We start from the raw sequence: 19,261 nt of genomic DNA on the forward strand, positions 1-19,261 counted from the left end.
AGACGGGCCGAGCACAGTTCAACCAGATTCAGCGCCTACTGGACAAGACAGTGAGGCTGTCGGTGTGATCGACTGAGACTAACTCGCGGGCGTCACGGTCGGAAATCGACGGAGACGAAAAACGAACGGGCGACCGAACTGACGGACTCGAGCCGGTCAGTCGGCTGCCGGCGGCGACGTCAGTACGTCGGTCTTCTCGGCGGCGTAGCCGAAGACGTCCCGGTAACCGTTCGGCGACATGAGAATCGGGTAAAACGACTCTCCTGCGACCTGGACGTCGCCGTCGGCGGCGGCGAACGTCTCGCCAGCGCTGACTTCGGTAAAGTTGTCGACGAACACCTCGTAGGTGTCGGCTCGGTCCTTGCAGATCACGTCGGTGAGCCGAAACACTGGGAGGTCCCGTCCGACCGTATCCCCCGGCAGTGCGTCGACGGCGGTCAGGAACGACCGCGTCAGCCGGTCGGCGTTCTCGGCTGCTGTCTCCGAGCCCTGGAGGCCGCATTCGACCTCGATCGTCCGGATCTCGGAGAAGAGCCGTCCCTCCGAGAAGTTGCTGGTCTCGACCATCGCCACGACGGGGAGCTGTGGAACGACCTCGTGTGCGGTCTCGCTTATGCCGTTGACGATCGCAAACGGTTCGGCGTGGCTCTGTGTCGAGTGCATCGAGAAGGTGAGACACCCCTCGAGTTCCTCGACGAGTCGGTGTGCGAGCTGTCCCTCGTGGGTCTTCGCGTTCGGGTCGCCGGGAAACGTCCGGTTCAAATCCTCGTCGACGAACCGAACGCGGCGCTCGAGGGCCGTTTCGTTGGCGACGACGAGTTTCACGGGTCGCTCGACGGCGGGTGGATCGTCGAGGAGTCGTTCGACGGCGCGAACGCCACAGGGCTCGTCGCCGTGAATACCGGCGACGACCGCAATCTCCGGCGTTCCCGACCCGAGCTGTGCGACTCTCATTACCTGCTAGTTGGGCTACGTCTTCAAAGGCCGTTCGGTCCGTCGCAAAACTGATCACACACGGGACAGGTCCGACAGCCACCTCGTGTGATGGTTTCACACGAAGGTGTCGGCGGAACGGCTCGTCGTGGCTCGTGCCGGTTAGAGGGTCTACTGTTCGTCAGTCCCGCACAACCGCTTTCGGACTCCGGTTATCTCGGGAGATCGGTACAGCAAACCGTATCAGTCCTCGAGGTCCTCGAGGTAGGCGTACTCGACAGGCCGGGCCGTCGGTCGGTCGCCGTCGAGCCGGATTCGCCAGTCGTCGATCCGTTCGGGGTCGTCGAGTGCGTTCGTCAGAACCGTCCGGACCTCGAGGACGTCGACGCCGTAGTAGTCCGCGGGAACGCCACGGAGATACTGCAGCGCAGTCCGGAAGAGCGACCGCATGCCGTCGTCGGTGTCGAAGTCGTGTCGTTTGTACGCGCCGGCGGCGACCTGGACCATCCCGTGGAGGAACGCGCTCTCGGTCGTCCCCCGGCCGTAGTTGTACCACTCGAGTTCGAAGCAGTCGTGGCTCTCGTGGTAGTCGCCGGCGTTGAACAGACGCACGCCGTGGACCGTCGCCTCCCGGAGTGTCGCGTGCGCCCAGCGCCCCTCGGCGGCGAGCCACCCTGTCGGCTCCCCAGACGACGGAGGTGGGGTATCCGGGTTACTGGTGTGGTCGTCCACGACAGACCGTACGACGGGGGTGCCAAAAAAGACGATCCATCGTCTGCGGACTGAAAAAGGACGAACAGCTCGACGAGTAGAAAAAGGACGGACAGATCGACGGACGAACTTATAACGGGTCGGTGAGACGACTCGAGCGAATGAACTATCCGCGCGGGAAGTGCCAGGACTGCGGAGAACGTCTCTACGAACACGCCGACGGCGGTTACCAGTGTTTGAACTGCGACCAGCGGTACGCAGAAGACGTCTTCGACGGCGTTCGCCTCGGCCCCAGTACGTGACAGGGGGCGGGTGGCGTCCGATCTCCCGGCAGAGTCGTCGAACGGACGCGGGTGTGCCGGAGCCGCCTAACAGTAATCCGCCTCAGCCCCAGACCGCGAGTCCGTGAGACGTTCACACTCGGTCTCGCGTCTCGCAACGCTTTTGGCCGGAGGGGGCGGACAGTTTACATGGCGAACGACGTTCCCGAGCACGGGCCCTATTCTTCGAAACTCGAGGTACCGGAAGCGTTGACCTTCGACGACGTCCTGTTGCGGCCGAAAGAGAGCCGCGTCGAGCCGGACGACGCCGACCTGACCTCTCGCGTGTCGACATCCGTCGAGGTTTCCGTTCCAATTCTCTCGGCGGCGATGGATACCGTCACCGAGAGCGGCATGGCGATCGCGATGGCTCGCCACGGCGGTCTCGGCATCCTCCATCGCAATATGAACGTCGACGAGATGGTCGAGGAGATCGACCGCGTCAAGAGCGCGGACGAACTCATCATCCCACTCGAGTCGGTCGTCACGGCAGACCCCGAAATGTCCGTCCGGGAAGTCGACGACCTGATGGCCCGCGAGGGCGTCGGCGGCGCGCCGGTCGTCAACACTCGCGGCGAGGTTCTGGGGATCATCTCGAGTACGGACATTCGTCCACACCTCGAGGTCAACGAGGACGATCCGGTGACGGAGGCGATGACCGACGAAGTGATCACCGCGCCGACCGACATCGACGCGCGTGATGCGTTCGATCTGATGTACGATCACAAGATCGAACGCGTCCCCGTCGTCGACGGCGAGAACCTGCTGGTCGGTCTCGTGACGATGCAGGGCATCCTCCAGCGCCGGGAGTACAAGGAGGCAGTTCGAGACGAGGACGGCCGTCTTCGCTGTGGTGTCGCCGTCAGCCCGTTCGAACTCGAGCGCGCCGAGGCGGCCGACGAAGCGGATGCGGACGTGCTCTTTATCGACACCGCCCACGCACACAACATGAACGTGATCGAGGGTGCCCGCGAGATCGACGAGGCCGTCGAGGCCGACATCGTGGTGGGGAACGTCGGCACGCGCGAGGCCGCCGCGGAACTGGTCGACTTCGCAGACGGGATCAAAGTCGGCATCGGCCCCGGTTCGATCTGTACGACTCGCATCGTCTCCGGTGCGGGGATGCCCCAGATCACGGCGGTCGCACAGGTTGCAGACGTCGCGGCCGAACACGACGTTCCGGTGATCGCTGACGGCGGCATCCGGTACTCGGGTGACGCGATCAAGGCGATCGCAGCCGGCGCCGACGCAGTCATGCTCGGCTCGTACTTTGCAGGCACTGAGGAAGCGCCCGGCCGCGTCGTGACGATGAACGGGAAAAAGTACAAACAGTACCGCGGGATGGGATCGGTCGGTGCGATGAAATCCGGCGACGGCGATCGGTACCTCAAGGACGATCCGGCGGACGACGACGAGTACGTCCCCGAGGGGGTCGAGGCTGCGACGCCCTACAAGGGGACGCTCAAGTCCGAACTTCACCAACTCGCCGGCGGCATGCAGTCGGGAATGGGCTACGTCGGCGCGGGCACCATCCCGGAGTTCAAGGAGCGCTCCGAGTTCGTCCGCGTCTCCTCGGCTGGACAGGCCGAGAGCCACGCCCACGACGTCGTCATCACCGACGAGGCGCCGAACTACTCGCCGGACAGCGACTGACCCGCTCTCGTCTATCTGTGGATCGTTCTGGGGACGGGGACCGGATCGTCACTCGAGTCGAGAAGGTAACGCCTACGTTCGTCCGGTCCCGAGTGAGGGGTGTGAACCGCCGTACGGTACTGCAGTCTGCCGGTGTGCTCGGAGCTGTCGGCCTCGCGGGCTGTCTCGAGGGGGTCCAGGAGCACTTCGAGGGAAGCGTCCAGGGTGTGGTGCCGATCGAGATCTACAGCGAGAGCGACCAGTACTACAACGTCCAGCTGGTCGCCTACGAGCGCGAGACGAACCGCCAGACCTACGAGGAGGCCTACGCGGTTACGCCCGGCGAAAACGTCATTCCTCCCCATCTCGAGGGCGTCTACCAGACGCTTCGGATCACCAGGTTCGACGTGGAAAACGACGACGAGACGGAGGTACGCGAGGTGACGATCACGCCGGATACCGGCCTCGTTCTCGTCTGGCTCGACGAGGACTTCGTCGTCGAGGTCCGACGCGAGGACAGCGGTGAGACGATAAACGAGACGGAAGACGCCGGTGAGAGTGACGAGGTTCCCGTCGGTCCAGACGACGGAGTTCCCGTCGGCGACGATCCGGACAGCGACGATTCTGACTGAGCGGTGTCGAGACCGATTCCGGTTGAGTGTCAACCGACGACGCTCCCAGTACGAACGACTGCGACGGACCGCTGTACGCCGATACCGGCAGACCACCTACCACCAGACCAGGGTCGTCGTTTTCGAGCGATCGATCAGTGAGTTCCACTCACGTCACCAGCTCGATCCGTTCGGAGGGCTGCGACGAGGTAGAGACCGATCGCGATCACGACGATGGTCGCTCCCGGACGGAGCGCGAACGTCCACGAGAGGACGATTCCGACGAGGACGGAGAGTTCTCCGACGACGATCGCGGTGTACACCGTCTCGCGAAAGCTCCCTGCGATCAGGGACGCACACGCGACGGGGACGACGAGCATCGCGGCAACGAGGATGACGCCCAGAATCTGCATCGCCCCGACGATCACGAGCGCCGTCAGGACGATCAGCAGGGTGTTGTAGGCGGATACCGGCGCTCTGGCGACTCGAGCGGCGCGTTCGTCGAACGTGATGAACAGAAACTGTTTGTACGAGAGCGCAACGACCGCGACGACGAGGAGACTGAGGGTGGCCATCAGGGTGACGCTTCGCTCGTCGGTGATCGAGATGTTGCCGAACAGGTAGCTGTTGATGTCGACGAACGCGAATCCGCCGCCGACGTCGATGAACAGCGTTCCGAGCGCGAAACTCCCGGTAAGTACGATCGCGATCGGCACGTCGCCGTACGACCCGGTTCGGCGGGCAAGCGCCTGGACGCCGAGGGCACCCACGACCGCGGCGGCGAGCGCGACGAGCAACAGGCGAGCGTCCCACCCCGAGGCCGCGAACAGCAGGGTTCCGAACGCGACGCCGGCGAAGGCGGTGTGTGCAAGCGTCTCGCCGATCAGCGACATCTCCCGGTGAACGAGGAAGACCCCAATGAGTGGGCCGACGATGCCGATGAAGACGCCGACCGTGATCGTGTTCCACATGAAGCGATAACACCCCATCTCGGTGCCGAGCGCGCGGCCGGTCGAACAGCCAGCGTCGAAGAACCGTTCGGGCATCACGCCGAACGCGACCGGGAGGAAAACGACGAGGACCGCACCTGCGATCGTTCCGAGCATCGCCCGAACGACCAGCGCGAGCGATCGTCGCATCGGCTATCGGGCACCGAGCGCTCTGCGGAAGGCCGGGAGGTTGATCTCCACCATCTGACCGACGTAGCCGCCGTACCCCTCCTCGTCCCAGGCTTCGACGACGCTCTCGGCCGGCGACACCATCTCGGTGCCCACCACGGTGTCGACTTCCGCCGCAATCGTCTCCGCCAGCTCCGGGCCGTCGAAATAGTCCCAGAGGACGTACTCGAGGCCGTGCTCCTCGGCGAACTCGACTGCGGCCGCGATCTCGGTACCGCTCGGTTCGTCGTCCGGCGAGAGTCCCATCGGTGTGTGAATCTCGAAGCCGTAGCGTTCGCCGAGATACTGAAACGAGTCGTGTCCCGCCAGCAAGACGTGGTCGTGTTCCCGATCCGAGAGCGCCTCGCGATACCGGTCGTCGAGCGCCTCGAGTTGCTCGAGGTAGTCGGCGGCGTTCGACGTGTAGACGGACTCTCGATCGGGGTCGATTTCGATCAGGCGGTCCCGAATGATCTCGACCCCCCTCTGAGCCAAGACCGGATCGGAAAAGAACTTCGCGTCGTACTCGCCGTGGGAGTGGTCGTGACCGCCGTCTCCGTGGCCATGACCGTGTTCGCCGTCGTCGTGGGAGTGGCCATGATCGTCCGCACTACCGTCGGGACGGCCGTCGTCGCCGTCACCGACACGAACGTCCAGTCCGGGTGACTCCCAGACGACCTCGTCCTCGACGAGCAACTGGACGACGAGCGTCGCGGTTCCGTCTCCGTCGCCCCGGACGTGGACGTGATCGCCGCCACCGTCGACGGCAGCGAACGCGTCGCCGCCCGTGATTCGGACATCGATCGAGTACCTATCCGTCGAGGGATCGATCGTTTCGCCGTCTTCGTCCTCGACGATTGCCTCGAGCGTTCGCGAGCCGTTGACGGCGACCGCGAGTGGGCCACCGTGCCAGTGGTCGCCGTGTGCGTCGGCGACGCGCTCGTCGGTCTCGGAATCGATGAGGTCGATCGCCTGGATCGAACGGGCGTGGGCGATCTCGCCGTCCGCTTCAGCGCGTCCGTGGCCGTCTCCGTGGCTGTGGCCGTCGTTCTCGTGTGTGTGACCGTGCGCACCGTCGTACTCGAGGAGATCGATCCCGGCTGCGGCGTCGACGAGTGCAACGTCGTCGGCGTGGTCGACGTCGATCCGGTCGACGGCGTCGTCGACCCAGGTCTGGAACCCTTCGACGCCGAGGTAGACGAAGACGTCCGACTCGACGACGGTCGGGAGGACGTCGACCGACGGCTGCCACTCGTGACCGTGTTGGCCCGACGGAACGGCGTTGTCGACCTCGTACGCGTCGCCGACCACCGCTCGCGTGAACTCCGAGAGCGTAAAAAACGACGCGTACGCTCGTCGGTCCCCACGATGGGAGGAGTCGGTCGATCGGTCTGACTCCTCGAGACAGCCGGCGACGGCGCTCACCGATGCGGTTCCACCGGCGATCAGAAACGTCCGCCGCGTCTGGTTCATGCTTCGACTCTCGCCGTGGCGTGGTAATACGTGCTGTGAATGGGGCCAAATACTGCGCTAACTCCGTTGTCACCCTGAATAAGTAAACAATTGGGCAGAATATGGGGGAATAATAAGGGGTCCTATCGGATATTCCCTGAAAAAGCGCTGCCACGGTGGACCCGGAGAATCAGCCTCGAGAGGCCGTTTGTGCGCCGTTGGGCGTACAGCCGCGTTTCGAACCGGTGGGCGAGGTCGCCGTCGCCGCTCTCACGAGAGACGGCTGGCGACGTCCGCTTCCGTGATGATTCCGACGGTGTCGCCGGCCTCCGTGATCATCACGGCCTTGTAGTGTTCGAGTAAGTTGCCGATCTCGTCGAGCGTCGCGTCTTTCGACACCGTCGGAAAGCTCTCGCTCATGTGGTCTTCGATGGGTTCGTCTCGAGCGCCGGAGTCGACGTGGACTAGATCGCTCTGGCTGATCGATCCGACGGGGATCCCCTCTTGGATCACCGCGAGTTGGGAGTACGCTTCCGACTCCATCTTCCGTGCGGCCTCGCTCACGGGATCGTCGGGTGAGACGCTGACGACGGCTTCGTTCATCAGATCATCGGCCCGAACGACGTCGCTTTCGGCTTTCTCGAGGGCGTTGACGATTCGACGGAGCGTCGAGAGGCGGGGATCGACGTCACCGCCTTCGATACGGGCGATCAACGGCTGTGAGACGTCGGCTTTGTCGGCCAGTTCGCTCTGGGTGAGCCCGAGATCGGTCCGTCGCTGACGCAGGTCCGCTGGTGTCGGCAGTTCCATACCGACACATAACTACGGGTTATAGAAAGTGTTTTGGGTGCCGTACAGCCTTGGCGGATCGCCCGTCACCGATAGTTACTCGTCGGGAACCTCGATGACTTCGATAACGGAGAGTGGGACGTCGCGCAACGCGCCACCGACTTCGCTCTTTGCGATCCTCGAGGCGTGTTCTTCCCCGTCGGCGTTGAACACGTCCATCTCGAGTGCGAGACCGACGAGGGCGGTCTCCGCCGCGACGAACGCCGAATCGAACGGCTCCCCACACGCGGGACAGCCGGTAGCGCCGACCTCGACCTCGACGTACTCCATCCCCTCGTTGTTCAGTCGTTTCCCAGCCTCGCTTACGGCGACGCCGATTGCGTCGTCAATCTCCTCGACGTCACGAACGAGCCACGCGGCTTCCATCGCGACGAGATAGTTTCCCATACGTCCTCGATGGTCCCAGGGGTTTCCTGCTTTGCGGTTCGGCTTTTTGCTCGTCGATCGGCGATTTTACCGAGACGGATTCGATAGTAGTCACTGCAATCAGTTGCAGAGTTACTACCGCGTGTGGGCCGAAACGGGCTGACAGGCGTCCACACGGCGCATTCGGCGCGCACGTGAGCCGAATAATGGCGATAAGTTACGAGAATTGTGTCGGTCGATTCTTCCCTGCTTAGTCGGATCTCCACTCGAGTGCGCCTCTGGTTTCTCCCGACGAAAGCTCAGTTGAATCGCATGACTCCGGCGACCTGAAAGACTATTAATAACCATTATAGTCTTCACGATTCAAGAAAACTTATATACTCCCTGCGTCTGAGCACGGCTGAACGCTGATGATATCCCGCGTGTACCGCGCGACGCTGTTCGCACTGTACCAACTGTGTATTGTGATCGGAATCGTCGCAATGCCGCTCGCAATCGCCACCCGACAGGCCGGGCTCTCCCTGCCAATCCACCGTCTGCTCTCGAACGTCGAACAGGCGTACGAGACCGCCCACGCTCAATGACGTAACACACGCCAGTTCGAACGGTATGCGATCCGTCGTTCCGGGTGGGACCACAGAGCGGTCGCGGCCACACCGGGAGATCGGGACAGCAGTCCGCACGACACCTGTCGGCGGACAGCGGCGATCGGACCACCGGCGGTCGGACACCACCTAAAGCGGAAACGACGGAGGTGAACGCCGCTCTTTTATACCGTGCCGGTCGTAAAGGTCTGTCAATGCGAACACCGACTCACGACTCCGAGTTTTCGCGAACGGTCGATCAGTTGGCTAGCGATCCAAACCCCTACGAGCCGGAAGTTGGATCCCTGCCGCGCAACGACGTTACACGCGCTGACCTGGACAACGTGAACAAAACGGGAACGACGACGATCGGCATCACGACCGCCGATGGCGTCGTCATCGCGACGGACATGCGCGCCAGCCTCGGCGGCCGGTTCGTCTCCAACAAGAACGTCCAGAAGGTCGAACAGATCCACCCCACCGCTGCACTCACGATGGTCGGCAGCGTCGGCGGCGCTCAGTCGTTCATCGCGAGTCTGCGCGCAGAGGTCAACCTCTTCGGAGCGCGACGCGGCGAGGACATGAGCATCGACGCGCTCGCGACGCTCGCGGGGAACTTCGCTCGCGGCGGGCCGTTCTTCGCGATCCACCCGATCCTCGGTGGCGTCGACGACGAGGGCAGTCACGTCTACAGTATCGATCCGGCCGGCGGCGTCATGGAAGACGACTACACCGTCACCGGAAGCGGAATGCAACTCGCCTACGGCCACCTGGAACAGGCCTACGAGGACGACCTCTCGAACGACGAGGCAACGACGATCGCCGCCCGCGGCATCAAATCCGCCGCCGAGCGTGATACCGGCTCCGGAAACGGCGTTTTCCTCTGTGAGATCACCGACGAGGGTGTCGACATCCACGGCCACCACGACTTCGACGACGTGGTCTAACGGGTCAGCCGCCTCGGCCGACGGATCGACGATCCGCTTTTCCGATCTCTCCTCGAGCGAGTGCATGCTCCGTTCACACTCGAGAGCATTGGATACGTCGGACCGTCGACATCGAGACGCGATTTACGACACCGTCGCTCGAAACCGGTTGTCCGGCCGAAAACAGTGGCAGATCAGTCGGCTCGTGGGGTGCACTCGAGTTCAGCCGTCGAGACGGGTTCGGCCCGGCCGGACTCGCTCGAGCGGTAGATGGCATCGATCACCCGCTGGACGAGAAGCGCTTCGTCAATCGTGTTAGCCAGGGGCTCACCGCCGCTTGCGATCGTCGTGAGAAACTGCTCGTCCTGTTTCGCGTAGCCGGTCATCGAGGGGTCACCGGTCAAGTTCACGTTCGAGTAGTGATCACAGCCGGTCGTCCCCGCTTCGAGGATGGTCAGCTCGGTCTCGCCGATATCGAACTGCGCGCCCGCCTGCGTTCCGCGGACGCGAAAGTCCATGCTCTCCTCTCGATTGGTCGCCCACGCCGCCTCGAGCGAGATCGTGCGTCCGCCCTCACAGCGGATGAACGCGGTCACCGAGTCGTCGACCTCGTACGTGTCGGCCTCGGCGTTCCAGTTGTCGCCGAACCCGTCCGGATCGGCGTACTCCTCGCGGGTGCCGAACGTGGTTCTGGTGACTCCCGACACCTCGGTGATCTCCGGGAAATCGAGCGCATAGAGTGCGAGGTCGAGTGCGTGAACGCCGATGTCGAGTAACGCGCCACCGCCAGCGAGATCTCGGTCGGTAAACCACGAGCCAGGCCCGGGAACGCCGCGTCGCCGGACATAGTTCGCCTCGACGTGCGTGAGATCTCCGAAGCGACCGCGAGAATTGTACTCCTCGAACATGGCCATCGACGCGGCGTGGCGGTTGTGAAATCCGACCATACAGATCCCCTCCGCGTGTCTCGCCGCGTCGGCGATCCGTTCGGCGCTCTCGAGCGTATGTGCCAGTGGCTTCTCGACGAGGACGTGATGTCCGGCCTCGAGTGCGGCGACGGCGATCGGTTCGTGAAACCGATTCGGCGTCGCGATGACTACCGCGTCGACCGCGTCGTCGACGACGAGTCCCTCGTGGGTCTCGTAGGTCGTCGCGTCGAACGTCTCGGCGAACCGGCGACGCTGTGCGTCGACGAGATCCGCGCCGGCAACGATATCCGCACCGAGATCCTCAAGGCTCCGGGCGTGGAGGGTCCCCATCCCGCCGAGCCCGACGATACCAACCCCGATCTCCGCACCGGTCATGTGTAAACACCTGATTTATCGACGATGAGGGAGAGCAGGCGGTGAGAAAGATGCCGTTTCGCGGTCAGTTGCACGTGAGCCCGGTGGTCCATGTGAGTACCCGGTTCGCGACCAAAATAAGGGTTGTGACTGATAAATCGGTCATGGGTGGAAGATTCTCAGATAAAATGATATATTTCGAGTGAATGTCCACCATTTGGCGCGTAGAGCGGGTTGCTGGTCAGCTCGTCTATCGACCCAGCTAAGAGTCTGGCCGATGGACGACGCATATGGTACGCGTCACGATCTGGAACGAGTACCGACACGAGCGCGAGGACGACGAGGTCGCGGCGATCTACCCCGACGGAATCCACGCTACGCTCGCTGGCGTGTTCGAGGGCAACCACGAGGTCGAAACAGCGACGCTCGACGAACCAGAGCACGGGCTCACCGAGGAGGTCCTCGAGCGAACGGACGTGTTGGTGTGGTGGGGCCACGAGGCCCACGACGAGGTCGACGACGAGATCGTCGACCGCGTCCAGGAGCGCGTCCTCGAGGGAATGGGGCTCCTCGTCCTTCACTCGGCGCACTTCTCGAAGATCTTCAAGCGGCTCATGGGAACCACCTGTAATCTGCAGTGGCGCGAAGACGGCGGGACCGAACGGCTGTGGGTCGTCGATCCCGGCCACCCGATCGCCGACGGGCTCGACGAATCGATCGAGCTGCCGGAAACTGAGATGTACGGCGAACCTTTCGACGTCCCCGAACCCGACCGACTGGTGTTTACGAGCTGGTTCGAGGGCGGCGAGGTGTTCCGTAGCGGCTGCTGTTACCAGCGTGGGAACGGCCGGATCTTCTACTTCCGGCCGGGTCACGAGACGTTCCCGATCTACGAGAACGACGAGATTCGGCGGGTGCTTCGCAACGCCGTCGAGTGGGCGACGCCGACGGAGGGCGCCCCGCGGACGTTCGGCGAACGGGAGTAGCCCCGGAACACCTATATCGCCAGCTCATCCGCTTCGACGAGTGTCCACCAGCTCGACGATCACCTCGAGTTCGACACCTGTCGCCGCCTCGAGTCGTTCTCTGACCCGATCCGCGAAGTCGTCGGGTTCCCTCTCGCCGGGCGGCCGTTCGACCAGGACGGTCACGACCGGCCGGTTGTCCGCGTAGACGTCGACGAGTTCGTACTGGACGTCCTGTTCGCGAAACTCGAGCTCCGCGAAGGCGGGGTCGTCGCTCATAGTCGCGAGTTCGGTCTGGACGTCGTGTTCGACCGCGGCGGTCTGGTAGGTGCCGTAGGTGACGCCGCCGAGGACGAGCGAGAGGACGGCGATGGCGACCACCAGCACGGCGACTCGAGAGCGAATGCGGCCGTAGACGCGGTCGACGTTCGCGCCGCGGTGTGGGCGGTATCCCGAGATCCACAGCAGGATCAACGCGGTGAGGTTGATCGAGAGCATGTTGACGAGGACGAGCGTCCCCGCGGTGACGATCATCGTCGGGTGTGCCCAAGCGATGCCGAGGCCAACCGTCGCGGCCGGCGGAACGAGCGCGACCGCGATCGCAACGCCGACGAGGACGGAGCCAACGTTCCGAACGAGGCTCACGACGCCGGCGATCCCTGATCCGAGGGCGAGAAATACCGCGAGGAGATCCGGCGTGATCCGCTCTCTGACCTGTGGAACCGTCGTGACGTCGAACCCTGGCGGGAGCAACACGGTCCCGCGGAGGAGCCAGCCGATCAGGGCGGCCGTCGCGATCGACGCCAGGAGGCCGAAGACCTGCAAGACGACGCCGCGGGTCGCCAGTTCGTCGTCGTCGACGACGACGCCGACGCTGGCCGCAAGTGCCGGGCCCATAAGCGGTGCGACGACCATCGCACCGATGATCGTCGCCGCCGAGTCGAGCAGCAATCCGGCGGTCGCGATCGCCGTACTCACCACCAGCAATACGAAGTACGTCGACGCCGCCGGCGCGAGATCCGCCGCTCGAGCGCTCAGCTCCTCTCGCGAGATTCTCGTCCCGACGAACTCGTCGACCAGTTCCTCCGTCCGGCTCGAGACGATCGTCTCCGCCGCGGTCACGACGGTGTAGGAATCCTCGTCGAAACCCGCGTCTCGAAGCGCCGAGAGCAGCGGTTCGACGGCGGCCGGCGGGACCGGCATCGAGACGACCGCCTCGAACTCCCCGCGACTGGTCTCCTCGGAGACGGCGTAGTCGACGCCGATCTCGTCTGCCGTCTCGATGACGAGGTCGAGATCCCCCTCCGGAACGAACACCTGCACGAGGCGCATACCCACCGTACACCGGTTAACGGCTAATGGTCTCGCCACGGCTCGAAGACAGTCACGTCTCCGAACAAACGTGGGAACGTCCCAGTATCGGGTTCAGAACTCCCGGCGGCCCTCGTCGGTGATCACGCTCTCGAGCAACGACGTCGGCGTCGCGTCGTAGGCGGGGTTCTCCACGTCGAACCCCTCGGCGGGTTCGGGCATGACCTCGACGCTCGAGCGGAAGTCGTTCTCGAAGACGAACCCTTCGGAGACGATCTTCGCGGCCGATCCGAGGACGGTGACGGGGACGTCGAGTTGGGCCGCCGTCGCGGCGATCGGGAAGGTCCCGACCCGGTTGTACAGCGTCTCGTCGACGATGCAGTCCATTCCCACGACGACACGGTCACACTCCTCGAGGGCGAAGCCGTTGGCGCTATCCGTGATCAGCGTCGCCTCGACGCCGTCCATCCCGGCGAGGGTTCGGGCCGTCTTGCGACCGATGTAGCGGGGTCGGGCCTCTGTGACGTAGACGTCGAAGCGCTTTCCCGCGTCGGTCGCGCGCTCGAGCGCCTCGATCACCGTCGAGGAGTAGTCGTGGGTCAGAAGCGTCGCGCCGTCCTCGAGGTGGGCCACCGCGTTCTCGGCGGCCCGGTCTTTCGCCGATTCGATCCGGGAGACGACGGCGTCGATCCGCTCTCTGGTCAGTTCCTTCGCCTCCGCGACGCTCTCGAGGTCGGCGTCCGTGACGTCCTCGACGACGCCCCTGACGGCGTTCTGGAGCGACGCGTGGGAGGGGTTCGCCCGCCGGAGTACCGAGCCGTTGCGCTCGAGCGCGCGGACGTACTCCTCGACGGTGGCGAACTCCCGTCCGGTCAACTCCTCGAGCGCCCGGGTCGCCCGAACGGCGACCACCGAGGAGCTGTGGGTCTGCATCTCCTGGATCTCCTCGACCGTCTCGTCGATCATACGACAAAGGATTTCGGTGAACGGGAAAGGTGTTGCGCCTCGCTCGGTCGTCGCCACTGCGCAAAACGTTGGTGCAGTCAGTCCGCCGCGCCCGGGGCCGGTGCCGTAGCTTCGACCGTGCCGTCGTCGAGTTCGGCTTCGATCTCCCGTGCGGCCTGTACCATGTTCTCGAGTTTGGCGTAGGCGACCTCGCGCGGGAGGAGTTTGATCCCGCAGTCGGGGCTGATCGTCAGCCGTTCGGGCGGGACGACCTCGAGAGCACGGCGGATGTTGGCTTTGATCTCCGCGACCGACTCGGCTTCGGCCGCGTGGACGTCGACGGCTCCGAAGCCGAGGTTCTTCGTGAACGTCGGCTCCCGGAACACCTCGAGTTGGTCGTAGTCGCCGTTGTTGAGTTCGAGGTCGAACTCGTCGACGGGGAACTCGAGGATCTCGGGGTAGATCCGGGAGTAGTCGCCGTAGCAGACGTGGAGGCCGACGTAGACGTCCTCGGGGAGGCCGTCGACGATGCGCTCTAAACACTCGCCGACGATGGCGTGGTCCTCGGGGGTCGTCGCGAGCGCCGCCTCGTCGATCTGGATGTAGCGCGCGCCGGCATCGACCAGCTGTTGGATTTCGTCGTTGACCAGGTCCGCGAGGGCGATAGCGAGTGCCGCGTCGTCCTCGTAGGCCTCGTTGAACGACCAGCTCGCGAGGGTATAGGGGCCGGTGATCGGAACTTTCACCGGGTGCGTGGCAACGTCGCTGGTAAACTCGTACTCGTCGACCAGCCACGAGTCGCTGTACTCGACTTCGCGGTAGACGCTCGGTTTGTCGAAGTAGTTGTGCCCCCAGACCTTGACGCGGCCGTTTCGCTCGTAGCCGTCGATCCGGTCGGCGAAGTACTCGACCATCTCGGTGCGGCGCATCTCGCCGTCCGTGACGGCGTCGATCCCCGCACGTTCGTGTTCGTCGACGATCGCGCGGGACGCGTCGTCTTTGGCTTTCTCCCACGCCCCCCGGTCGAGATCGCCATCCGGGTCCTCGAACAGCTCCCGCGCCCGGTCGTGCCACTTCGGCTTCGGATACGAGCCGACGACGGTCGTCAGCAGGAAGTGCTCGTTCGGGTGATCGTCGGGCCGAAACTGCTCGCGAGGGCCGGTCATACGCTGGCCACCTCAGGTTCGGTCGCCCGCCCAAGCGCCTCGAGTTTCGCCTCGAATCGGTTCGTCGGGAGGTAGAACAGCCCCGTGTTCGCGGTGACGTACACCGTCTCGAGGTCGCCGGCCGCATCCACGAACTCGTCGACGGTCGCCCGGATCTCCTCGGCCGACTCGACGCGGGTGTTCTGGCCGTCGACGACACCGAGCGCGACGGAGTCGGGCGTTCCGTGCTCCGAAACGAGCGACCGCGCCGACTCCTCGGCAGTGACCAGGTCGAAGCCGACCGCGTCGACGTCGGCGTCCAGCACCGTTGCGTACAGGTCCACCTCGAGCGCGCCCCAGTAGGTGTAGACGACGACCGGGGCGTCGACGGCGTCGGAAACCGTCTCGAGCGCCTCGCGGACTCGATCCGGCTCGTCCGGATCGGTGACGCCCAGCGACGGCTCGAGCAGGGTCAGGGCCTCGACGTCGGGGAACGCTTCCGCCTCGCCCGCGAGGCAGTCGGCGAGCGCCGCGAGGAACTCACCGTCGTCGCCGTAGTGGTCGTCGTCGGCTAACTGCGCGAGCGAGTAGGGGCCAGGGAGTACCGCCTGGAGCGCCCCGTCGGCGAACGCGGCCGCGGCCTCGAGTTCGTCGGCGACGTCGCCGCTTGGCTCGAGGTCGTCGGTGACGATCGGCTTCCGGTAGAAGTTGTTGTTGTCGTAGTATCGTGCGATCCCGGTCGTCTCGACGCTCTCGTTCACCGAGAGGACGTGGGTCACCATGTCGTCCCAGCGGTACTGGCCTTCGACCAGCAGATCGACGCCGGCCGCGCGCTGGGTCGACAGGATCTCGGCTCGAGCGCGGTCGTAGACCGCCTCGATCTCCTCGGTCTCGTCGCCGGAGACCATGTCCGCTTTCTGGTGTCCTTTCAGATCTGTCAGTTCCTCCTTGGCCCAGTCCGGAAGCGGGAACAGCCCCGTCGTGGTTGAAACGTATTCGACCATACGTGTTAGCAATAAACCATTACCAATATGAATCCCATCTACGTAGGAAATAATTGTCGTTAATTACGCGCGCCGAAAATTGAGGCTTCCCTCCAGACGCCGACGGCGCCCACAGGTTTACGTCCTCACCGATTCTAACCCATTCGATGACCCTCACTGTTCGATACACGTGCCCCACCTGCGGTGCCGTCACGAGCGTCGAACGCGCTCCCTCCCTCGCCGACCGATCGGTCACGATGACCGCCCAGCCCGGGTGGGAGTACGCCGAGCCGGGCGACGACGACCTCGAGTCGGCCGACGGGATCGCCTTTATCTGCGGCGAAGACGGCCCCGTCACCGACCTCGAGGGAGAGGCGATCGAGGGCTGCGGTCGTCCCTTCTATCTGAATTTCGTCCGCTACGAGCGGGGGGTGGAACTCGAGCCGAACCCGCCGACCTACGGCGGGCCGCGGTTCGACTTCGACGCGTAGCGACACTCGAGGCACCGGCGTGGAACGTCCGGGACCTCGAGAACGGGTCCGTCCTCGTCCGCCAGGGGGACTTGGCGCAGTTTCTCGACTGTGACGTCGATACCGGCCTCGAGTCGCCGCCGGACGACTACCTCTTCGATCGCTGAGACGGACTGTGGTAACCGTTTGCCAGAGTCTCCTGAAACCGTGCCCCGGACCGAACACAACCCTTTTCGACGCCCGGAGGTACCTACCGACATGGACGAAGCCGCCGTTCGCGACCGCCTCCGGACGGTCGAGGATCCGGAACTCGGCGACGATATCGTTTCGCTCGGACTCGTCAACGAGATTACCGTCGAGGGCGAGGAGGTCGCGATCGACCTCGCGCTCGGCGCGCCGTACTCGCCGTCTGAGACCGCTCTCGCGGGCGAGATCCGCGAGGTTCTCGTCGACGAGGGGCTCGAGCCCGATCTCTCGGCGAGCATCCCCGATCGTGACGACGTCACGAACGACGAACAGGTGCTTCCGAACGTGAAAAACGTGATCGCCGTCGCCTCCGGTAAAGGCGGCGTCGGCAAGTCGACCGTCGCGGTCAACCTCGCGGCTGGCCTCTCTCGGCTGGGTGCGCGCGTCGGCCTCTTCGACGCGGACGTCTACGGGCCGAACGTCCCGCGGATGGTCGACGCCGACGAGCCACCGATGGCGACCGAAGAGGAGACCCTGGTCCCGCCCGAGAAGTACGGCGTGAAGCTGATGAGCATGGCCTTCCTGACCGGCGAGGACGACCCCGTCATCTGGCGCGGTCCGATGGTCCACAAGGTCATCACCCAACTCACCGAGGACGTCGAGTGGGGCCACCTCGATTACCTCGTGATCGACCTCCCGCCCGGTACCGGAGACACCCAGCTGACGATGCTCCAGACGATGCCCGTCACGGGTGCGGTCATCGTCACGACGCCCCAGGACGTCGCGCTCGACGATGCCCGCAAGGGCCTCGAGATGTTCGCCAAACACGAGACGGTCGTCCTCGGCATCGCCGAGAACATGTCGACGTTCGCCTGCCCGGACTGTGGCAGCGAACACGACATCTTCGGCTCCGGCGGCGGCGAGGAGTTCGCCGAGACCCACGAGATGCCGTTTCTCGGCTCGATCCCGCTCGATCCGGCCGTTCGCGAGGGCGGCGACGGTGGGACGCCGACCGTCCTCGAGGACGGCGACACAGGTGATGCGTTCCGGACGATCACCGAGAACGTAGCGAACAACACCGGGATCGTCCACCGGCGGGGGGTCTCGAGCGGTCGGGCGAGCGAGACACCGTCTCCGGATCAGTAAGGAAAAACGCGACTTTTACCTTCCTGAAGGCATTTATCCGTTCTGTCTGTACTCGTTCGTATGGAACGATTTAGCCGACGCGACGCGATTCTGGCTACCGCCACTGTCGGCGTCGGTACGTCCGCGTTCGCGGGCTGTCTCGGAGAGCAGATCGGAACCGGTTCGTCGGGCGACGGCGGCGGGTCCCCGGCGGTCGAAACCTTCCAGCTCGGACCCTCGCTCTCACGGCCGCTGTGGGCCTTCGAAGAGGATCAAAACGGGTTCGTCTCCGTCATCGAGTCCGAACGGGACGCGCTGTGGCCGGTCGACGATCCCGACGAGATCGACGGGCTCGAGGAGTGGTTCGCCGACACCGACTTCGAGGAGTCGAGAGTTCTTGTCGTCCAGACAGTCGGCCCGAACACGTGTTACGCCGAGATCGAAGTCGACAACGTCGCCGTCTCGGCCGCGGAGAACGCGAACGACGGGGATGGTGTGATTACTGGAACCGCTCGAGCCGTCGACGTGAGCGAGCCCGACGAGGCCTGTGGAGAGTCGATCACCTACCCGTCGGCGCTCGTCCGCGTCACCGGCGACGACCTTCCGACGGCGGCCGCGTTTTCGATCGTCGACGGCTGGGGGGAGGAAACCGAGGTCGAGTCGGTCGACGGGTTGGTCGACCCGGATCTGCTTCCGGGAGCCGTTCGCCCGACCGAGGAACCCGAATCGGTTCCGGACTCCCTCGAGTGCGACGATTCCGACTTCGAACGGCTCTGGAGTGATCGCGGGGCCGTCGCGTGGGGTGAGGTCCGCGACGAGGACGGGACTCCCCTGTTGGCGATGCGGATCGACGGCGCTAGAGTCGGCGGCGAGTCCGAGGACCTCGAGTTCGAGTACGGGGACGAGTTGGACATCTGGATGCGTAACGTCTCGACCGACTACGTGACGACCGGCAACGCGAGCAAGTACGCCCTCGAGCGTCTGACCGAGGAGGGATGGATCGAGATTCGGGGAACGATCGGTGAGGCGACGTTTGGGTACACCGACGAGGGAATCTTACACCCACCCGGCGAAGGCTTCGAGTGGACGCTCGAACTCACCGAATCGGGCATCCTCGCGGATCACTTCCGCGGCGAGGACCTCGAGATCTGTCCGGACCTCGCTGCCGGACGGTACCGGTTTGCCTACTGGGGCGCCCCCGGTGACGACCCGCTCGCGGTCGCGTTCGATCTCCTCGAGTGAGACGGATCGCTGTACCGATATACCGGTGCAACCGCTACGTGCCGTTGTTGCATCGGAAATGACAG

General features: G+C 64.4%; 20 protein-coding genes. 9 read left to right on the top strand and 11 right to left on the bottom strand.

All coding sequences use genetic code 11. The features are described from left to right. Positions 1 to 156: 156 nt before the first annotated feature. Both FYC77_RS12635 and FYC77_RS12640 read right to left on the bottom strand, forming a co-directional pair. Positions 157 to 954 (bottom strand): M14 family metallopeptidase, encoded by a 798-nt coding sequence (locus tag FYC77_RS12635; protein ID WP_149081859.1) that lies wholly within the window; start codon positions 952 to 954, stop codon positions 157 to 159. A 222-nt stretch (positions 955 to 1,176) separates the two neighbouring features. After that, complete coding sequence (locus tag FYC77_RS12640) at positions 1,177 to 1,665, bottom strand: DUF309 domain-containing protein (protein ID WP_149081860.1); 489 nt, start codon at positions 1,663 to 1,665, stop codon at positions 1,177 to 1,179. A gap of 140 nt (positions 1,666 to 1,805) precedes the next feature. Between FYC77_RS12640 and FYC77_RS20480 the strand changes: the two genes are divergently transcribed. The 3 genes from FYC77_RS20480 to FYC77_RS12650 all read left to right on the top strand — a co-directional run bounded on the left by FYC77_RS20480 (position 1,806) and on the right by FYC77_RS12650 (position 4,228). Next, entirely contained in the window at positions 1,806 to 1,946 is a 141-nt protein-coding gene (locus FYC77_RS20480) for a hypothetical protein (RefSeq protein ID WP_202911832.1), read from the top strand. A 168-nt stretch (positions 1,947 to 2,114) separates the two neighbouring features. Continuing rightward, positions 2,115 to 3,617: an IMP dehydrogenase gene (gene guaB / locus FYC77_RS12645; RefSeq protein WP_149081861.1), complete on the top strand. Its 1,503-nt coding sequence runs from the start codon at positions 2,115 to 2,117 to the stop codon at positions 3,615 to 3,617. 101 nt (positions 3,618 to 3,718) lie between these two features. Then, on the top strand, positions 3,719 to 4,228 hold the full coding sequence (locus FYC77_RS12650; protein WP_238386938.1) for a hypothetical protein: 510 nt from the start codon (positions 3,719 to 3,721) through the stop codon (positions 4,226 to 4,228). Between the two features lie 134 nt (positions 4,229 to 4,362). Here FYC77_RS12650 and FYC77_RS12655 read toward each other — a convergent pair whose 3' ends face one another. The 4 genes from FYC77_RS12655 to FYC77_RS12670 form a co-directional block, all read right to left on the bottom strand. After that, positions 4,363 to 5,346, bottom strand: coding sequence for a metal ABC transporter permease (locus FYC77_RS12655; protein WP_149081862.1), 984 nt, complete (start codon positions 5,344 to 5,346; stop codon positions 4,363 to 4,365). 3 nt (positions 5,347 to 5,349) lie between these two features. Then, complete coding sequence (locus FYC77_RS12660; protein ID WP_149081863.1) at positions 5,350 to 6,837, bottom strand: metal ABC transporter solute-binding protein, Zn/Mn family; 1,488 nt, start codon at positions 6,835 to 6,837, stop codon at positions 5,350 to 5,352. A gap of 249 nt (positions 6,838 to 7,086) precedes the next feature. After that, on the bottom strand, positions 7,087 to 7,626 hold the full coding sequence (locus FYC77_RS12665; protein ID WP_149081864.1) for a CBS domain-containing protein: 540 nt from the start codon (positions 7,624 to 7,626) through the stop codon (positions 7,087 to 7,089). 75 nt (positions 7,627 to 7,701) lie between these two features. Further along, on the bottom strand, positions 7,702 to 8,052 hold the full coding sequence (locus FYC77_RS12670) for a DUF555 domain-containing protein (RefSeq protein WP_149081865.1): 351 nt from the start codon (positions 8,050 to 8,052) through the stop codon (positions 7,702 to 7,704). Positions 8,053 to 8,441: 389 nt separating this feature from the next. Between FYC77_RS12670 and FYC77_RS20485 the strand changes: the two genes are divergently transcribed. Next, entirely contained in the window at positions 8,442 to 8,615 is a 174-nt protein-coding gene (locus FYC77_RS20485; protein ID WP_202911833.1) for a hypothetical protein, read from the top strand. A gap of 215 nt (positions 8,616 to 8,830) precedes the next feature. Beyond that, positions 8,831 to 9,562, top strand: a complete 732-nt coding sequence (gene psmB, locus FYC77_RS12675; protein WP_149081866.1) for an archaeal proteasome endopeptidase complex subunit beta — start codon at positions 8,831 to 8,833, stop codon at positions 9,560 to 9,562. A 173-nt stretch (positions 9,563 to 9,735) separates the two neighbouring features. On the opposite strand, the gene FYC77_RS12680 is transcribed toward psmB, so the two are convergent. After that, positions 9,736 to 10,845 (bottom strand): Gfo/Idh/MocA family protein, encoded by a 1,110-nt coding sequence (locus FYC77_RS12680; protein WP_149081867.1) that lies wholly within the window; start codon positions 10,843 to 10,845, stop codon positions 9,736 to 9,738. Positions 10,846 to 11,114: 269 nt separating this feature from the next. On the opposite strand from FYC77_RS12680, the gene FYC77_RS12685 reads away from it, so the two are divergent. Continuing rightward, positions 11,115 to 11,810 (top strand): ThuA domain-containing protein, encoded by a 696-nt coding sequence (locus FYC77_RS12685; protein ID WP_149081868.1) that lies wholly within the window; start codon positions 11,115 to 11,117, stop codon positions 11,808 to 11,810. Between the two features lie 24 nt (positions 11,811 to 11,834). Here the strand turns inward: FYC77_RS12685 and FYC77_RS12690 are convergent, their stop codons facing one another. The 4 genes from FYC77_RS12690 to FYC77_RS12705 all read right to left on the bottom strand — a co-directional run bounded on the left by FYC77_RS12690 (position 11,835) and on the right by FYC77_RS12705 (position 16,194). Continuing rightward, entirely contained in the window at positions 11,835 to 13,121 is a 1,287-nt protein-coding gene (locus tag FYC77_RS12690) for a TIGR00341 family protein (RefSeq protein ID WP_149081869.1), read from the bottom strand. A 93-nt stretch (positions 13,122 to 13,214) separates the two neighbouring features. After that, positions 13,215 to 14,066 carry a translation initiation factor eIF-2B gene (locus FYC77_RS12695; protein ID WP_149081870.1) on the bottom strand — a complete coding sequence of 284 codons (852 nt, stop codon included), beginning with the start codon at positions 14,064 to 14,066 and terminating at the stop codon, positions 13,215 to 13,217. Between the two features lie 77 nt (positions 14,067 to 14,143). Beyond that, positions 14,144 to 15,211, bottom strand: a complete 1,068-nt coding sequence (locus FYC77_RS12700; protein ID WP_149081871.1) for a methionine synthase — start codon at positions 15,209 to 15,211, stop codon at positions 14,144 to 14,146. Then, positions 15,208 to 16,194 carry a 5-methyltetrahydropteroyltriglutamate--homocysteine methyltransferase gene (locus tag FYC77_RS12705; RefSeq protein WP_149081872.1) on the bottom strand — a complete coding sequence of 329 codons (987 nt, stop codon included), beginning with the start codon at positions 16,192 to 16,194 and terminating at the stop codon, positions 15,208 to 15,210. The genes FYC77_RS12700 and FYC77_RS12705 overlap by 4 nt, the downstream gene beginning before the upstream one ends. A 146-nt stretch (positions 16,195 to 16,340) precedes the next feature. Between FYC77_RS12705 and FYC77_RS12710 the strand changes: the two genes are divergently transcribed. The 3 genes from FYC77_RS12710 to FYC77_RS12720 all read left to right on the top strand — a co-directional run bounded on the left by FYC77_RS12710 (position 16,341) and on the right by FYC77_RS12720 (position 19,196). Further along, a complete protein-coding gene (locus FYC77_RS12710; RefSeq protein WP_149081873.1) occupies positions 16,341 to 16,664 on the top strand; it encodes a hypothetical protein in 324 nt (107 codons plus the stop codon). A gap of 237 nt (positions 16,665 to 16,901) precedes the next feature. Beyond that, on the top strand, positions 16,902 to 17,975 hold the full coding sequence (locus tag FYC77_RS12715) for an Mrp/NBP35 family ATP-binding protein (protein ID WP_149081874.1): 1,074 nt from the start codon (positions 16,902 to 16,904) through the stop codon (positions 17,973 to 17,975). 60 nt (positions 17,976 to 18,035) lie between these two features. Then, positions 18,036 to 19,196, top strand: coding sequence for a hypothetical protein (locus FYC77_RS12720; protein ID WP_149081875.1), 1,161 nt, complete (start codon positions 18,036 to 18,038; stop codon positions 19,194 to 19,196). Positions 19,197 to 19,261: the final 65 nt, after the last annotated feature.

This window comes from Natrialba swarupiae (assembly GCF_008245225.1).
Classification (GTDB): domain Archaea; phylum Halobacteriota; class Halobacteria; order Halobacteriales; family Natrialbaceae; genus Natrarchaeobius; species Natrarchaeobius swarupiae.

What these genes read in the sequence shown, in the direction of transcription:
- FYC77_RS12665 (WP_149081864.1), bottom strand. Translation starts at nt 7,626, where the DNA reads ATGGAACTGCCGACACCAGCGGACCTGCGTCAGCGACGGACCGATCTC.
- FYC77_RS12695 (WP_149081870.1), bottom strand. Translation starts at nt 14,066, where the DNA reads ATGATCGACGAGACGGTCGAGGAGATCCAGGAGATGCAGACCCACAGC.
- psmB (WP_149081866.1), top strand. Translation starts at nt 8,831, where the DNA reads ATGCGAACACCGACTCACGACTCCGAGTTTTCGCGAACGGTCGATCAG.
- FYC77_RS12670 (WP_149081865.1), bottom strand. Translation starts at nt 8,052, where the DNA reads ATGGGAAACTATCTCGTCGCGATGGAAGCCGCGTGGCTCGTTCGTGAC.
- FYC77_RS12700 (WP_149081871.1), bottom strand. Translation starts at nt 15,211, where the DNA reads ATGACCGGCCCTCGCGAGCAGTTTCGGCCCGACGATCACCCGAACGAG.
- FYC77_RS12655 (WP_149081862.1), bottom strand. Translation starts at nt 5,346, where the DNA reads ATGCGACGATCGCTCGCGCTGGTCGTTCGGGCGATGCTCGGAACGATC.
- FYC77_RS20480 (WP_202911832.1), top strand. Translation starts at nt 1,806, where the DNA reads ATGAACTATCCGCGCGGGAAGTGCCAGGACTGCGGAGAACGTCTCTAC.
- FYC77_RS12660 (WP_149081863.1), bottom strand. Translation starts at nt 6,837, where the DNA reads ATGAACCAGACGCGGCGGACGTTTCTGATCGCCGGTGGAACCGCATCG.
- FYC77_RS12685 (WP_149081868.1), top strand. Translation starts at nt 11,115, where the DNA reads ATGGTACGCGTCACGATCTGGAACGAGTACCGACACGAGCGCGAGGAC.
- FYC77_RS12710 (WP_149081873.1), top strand. Translation starts at nt 16,341, where the DNA reads ATGACCCTCACTGTTCGATACACGTGCCCCACCTGCGGTGCCGTCACG.
- FYC77_RS12680 (WP_149081867.1), bottom strand. Translation starts at nt 10,845, where the DNA reads ATGACCGGTGCGGAGATCGGGGTTGGTATCGTCGGGCTCGGCGGGATG.
- FYC77_RS12635 (WP_149081859.1), bottom strand. Translation starts at nt 954, where the DNA reads ATGAGAGTCGCACAGCTCGGGTCGGGAACGCCGGAGATTGCGGTCGTC.
- FYC77_RS20485 (WP_202911833.1), top strand. Translation starts at nt 8,442, where the DNA reads ATGATATCCCGCGTGTACCGCGCGACGCTGTTCGCACTGTACCAACTG.
- FYC77_RS12720 (WP_149081875.1), top strand. Translation starts at nt 18,036, where the DNA reads ATGGAACGATTTAGCCGACGCGACGCGATTCTGGCTACCGCCACTGTC.
- guaB (WP_149081861.1), top strand. Translation starts at nt 2,115, where the DNA reads ATGGCGAACGACGTTCCCGAGCACGGGCCCTATTCTTCGAAACTCGAG.
- FYC77_RS12705 (WP_149081872.1), bottom strand. Translation starts at nt 16,194, where the DNA reads ATGGTCGAATACGTTTCAACCACGACGGGGCTGTTCCCGCTTCCGGAC.
- FYC77_RS12690 (WP_149081869.1), bottom strand. Translation starts at nt 13,121, where the DNA reads ATGCGCCTCGTGCAGGTGTTCGTTCCGGAGGGGGATCTCGACCTCGTC.
- FYC77_RS12715 (WP_149081874.1), top strand. Translation starts at nt 16,902, where the DNA reads ATGGACGAAGCCGCCGTTCGCGACCGCCTCCGGACGGTCGAGGATCCG.